Origin of the sequence: Rhizorhabdus sp. (assembly GCF_018006725.1) — a bacterium.
Classification (GTDB): Bacteria; Pseudomonadota; Alphaproteobacteria; order Sphingomonadales; family Sphingomonadaceae; genus Rhizorhabdus.
This window is the reverse complement of sequence record NZ_JAGMXV010000411.1, coordinates 1-3,137: the sequence shown is the minus strand read 5'-3', so window position 1 is coordinate 3,137 and position 3,137 is coordinate 1. Positions and strand designations below refer to the sequence as shown.

The 3,137-nt window shown below is 63.0% G+C and carries 1 protein-coding gene; it reads left to right on the top strand.

Features of this window, described 5'->3' with window-relative positions:
• Positions 1 to 107: 107 nt before the first annotated feature.
• Positions 108 to 3,077, top strand: a complete 2,970-nt coding sequence (locus tag KAY22_RS27015; RefSeq protein WP_015449292.1) for a Tn3 family transposase — start codon at positions 108 to 110, stop codon at positions 3,075 to 3,077.
• Positions 3,078 to 3,137: the final 60 nt, after the last annotated feature.

Genomic DNA, 3,137 nt, shown 5'->3' with positions numbered 1-3,137 from the left:
GATCTGAAGGGCGATCGCTTCGCCCCATCCATATCCGTCCACATACTATGTCTCTTTACTCATGGCTGTCCATAGGCCCAGATGACCTTTTGTGGACGGGAATCGGAATGACGAAGCGTAAGCATCAACTCCTGACCGAGAGCGAACGCGATCAGATCCTCGCCATCCCGAGCGAGCGCGACCATCTAGCCCGGCTCTACACCTTCGAGCCTTCGGACATCGAGATCATCGGCGCACGACGGGAGCGACGGAACCAGTTGGGTGTCGCGCTGCAACTCGCGCTCTTGCGGCACCCGGGCATCACACTGGCGCAGTTGATACAGGACAAGGGAGCGATACCCCATGATCTCGCCGCCTTCGTCGCGGAACAACTTGGTCTACACGTAACCGACCTGGCCAACTATGCAGCGCGGGATCAGACGATGACGGACCATGCCCGCGAGCTGGCGATGCGAGCGGGCCTTCGTGGACCAACCCGCGCCGACATTCCCTTCATGATCGAAGCGGCCGCGAAAACGGCATGGGCGACCGACAAGGGGATGACGATAGCGATCGGCGTTGTCACCGCCCTTCGCGAGGCCCGGATTCTACTGCCGTCCATCTCCACCATCGAACGCGCCAGTAGTGCGGGACGCGCGCGTGCCCGCAAGCAGGCTGCCTACGCCCTGATCGCTGATCTTAGCGCCGAACAGGTCCACGCCCTCGACCAGGTCTTTGACGACGCCGGCGGCATGAGCCAACTCGCTTCGCTCAAGACCATTCCCGTTGCGGCCAGGCCCGATCACATCCGCCAGATTCTCGACCGCCTGCGGCAAGTGCGGAAGATCGGCATCTCCCCGGACGTGGCTGGCCGCATCCATGCCGACCGATTTCGGCAATATGTCAGGGAAGGCCGCGCTTCGCCTGCCTATATGATCGAGCGATATATTCCCTCCCGACGGCGCGCTACGCTGGTTGCGTTCCTGCTCGACCTCGAGGAACGACTGACCGATAACGCCTTGGAGATGGCGGACAAGCTGATCGGCAGCATCTTCACCCGCGCGAAGAACGCCCAGGCGCGCAGCTATGCCACCACGTCAAAGAATGTGGCGCGGCTGATGCTGATCTTTCGCAGGACAATCGACGCATTGACCGATGCGGTCGATACCGGCGAAGATCCAATGGAGGCCCTGGACGCATCGGTCGGGTGGAACACCCTCCTGAAGGCGAGGCCAGAAGTGGCGACAATCGCGGAAACCGCCAACCTTGATCCGCTGACGGTGGCGGCCGACCGCTATGCGACGTTGCGCAAGTTCGCCCCCGACCTGCTTGAGGCGCTCCAGTTCAGGGCCGGAAAGGGCAGTGCAAAAACGATCGCCGCCATCGAGATGCTGCGCGACCTCAACAGGTCGGGCAAACGCGATCTGCCTGCCGACGCTCCGATGCCCTTCCGCAAGGAATGGCGGAAAATCGTCGTGGGCGATGACGGCAAGATCAACCGGCGTCTCTGGGAAATCGCGACGATCGCGCATCTGCGCAACAAGCTGCGTTCCGGGGATGTCTGGGTGGAGCGATCGGCAGGATACCGCCGGTTCGACAGCTACCTGCTCAGCGAACCCCAGGCGAAGCCGATCGTGTCGGCTCTCGGTCTGCCACCCACAGCCGGCGAATGGCTCGAACAGCGGGGCCGCGAACTTGACTGGCGGCTTAAGAAATTTGCCCAGCGCCTGAAGCGCGACGCTCTGGAGGGTGTGCGATATCGCGACGACCGCCTCCAGATATCCCCCGTTCGCACGATCGCGACGCCCGACGCCGAAGCGCTGGCCGACCGGCTCGATGCCATGATGCCACGCATCCGCATCACCGAGCTACTGCATGAGGTGGCGCAGGAAACCGGCTTTCTTGCGGCGTTCACCAACCTGCGTACCGGCGAGCCGTGTCCCAATGAAAACGCGCTGCTCGCCACGATCCTCGCCGATGCGACCAATCTCGGCCTGTCGCGCATGGCGGCGGCGAGTCAGGGCGTCACGCGCGATCAGCTCCTCTGGACCCATGACGCCTATATCCGCGACGACAGCTACCGCGCGGCGCTGGCCCTCCTCATCAACGCGCACCACCGCCTGCCATTCTCACGAGTATGGGGCGACGGCACCACGTCCAGTTCCGATGGCCAGTTCTTCAGGGCCGCGAAGCGCGGCGCGTCGGGCGGCGATATCAACGCCCGCTATGGCGTCGATCATGGCTTCAGCTTCTACACCCATAATTCTGATCAGCGCGCGCCCTACCACGTCAAAGTGATCTCGGCCGCGACGCATGAGGCGCCCTATGTCCTCGACGGCCTCACCAGCCACGGCACCGATCTCAGGATCGTCGAGCATTACACCGACACCGGCGGGGCGACCGATCATGTCTTCGCCCTGTGCGCGATGCTGGGATTTCGCTTCTGCCCGCGCCTGCGCGACTTCCCCGACAGGCGGCTCGCGCCGATCGCGCCGGTCACGGCCTATCCGTCCATCACCCCGCTGTTGGGCAAGCGTATCCGCACCGACATCATCGGTGAGCAATGGGAAGACGTGCTGCGCCTCGTAGGGTCGATCAAGGCCGGCCATGTCGCGCCATCGGTCATGCTGCGAAAGCTCGCTGCCTACGAACGGCAGAACCAGCTCGATGTCGCGCTACAGGAAATCGGCAAGATCGAGCGGACGCTGTTCATGCTGGACTGGCTAGAAAATCCCGATCTGCGCCGGCGATGCCATGCCGGTCTCAACAACAGCGAGCAGCGCCATGCCCTGACGCAGGCGATCTACACATTCCGCCAGGGCCGCATCATCGACCGCAGCCACGAGGCGCAGCAATATCGGGCGTCCGGCCTCAATCTGCTCGTCGCCGCGATCGTCTATTGGAACACGATCTACATGGATGCCGCCGCCCAGCATCTACGATCAACATCGGTCGCGGTGCCTGATGATCTACTCGCCCATACGTCCCCAGTAGGTTGGGAGCATATTGCTTTCTCGGGCGATTTCCTCTGGGATCGAGCAGCCGCTTCCGCTGGCCGCAAGGCCCTCAATCTGCCGCCGGATAGCCGCGCCGCCTAAGCGTTCGCTGATTGTTCGCCCTTAGCGTTGTTTAGCGTACCATCCACGCTATGCCCTCAG

What these genes read in the sequence shown, in the direction of transcription:
- KAY22_RS27015 (WP_015449292.1), top strand. Translation starts at nt 108, where the DNA reads ATGACGAAGCGTAAGCATCAACTCCTGACCGAGAGCGAACGCGATCAG.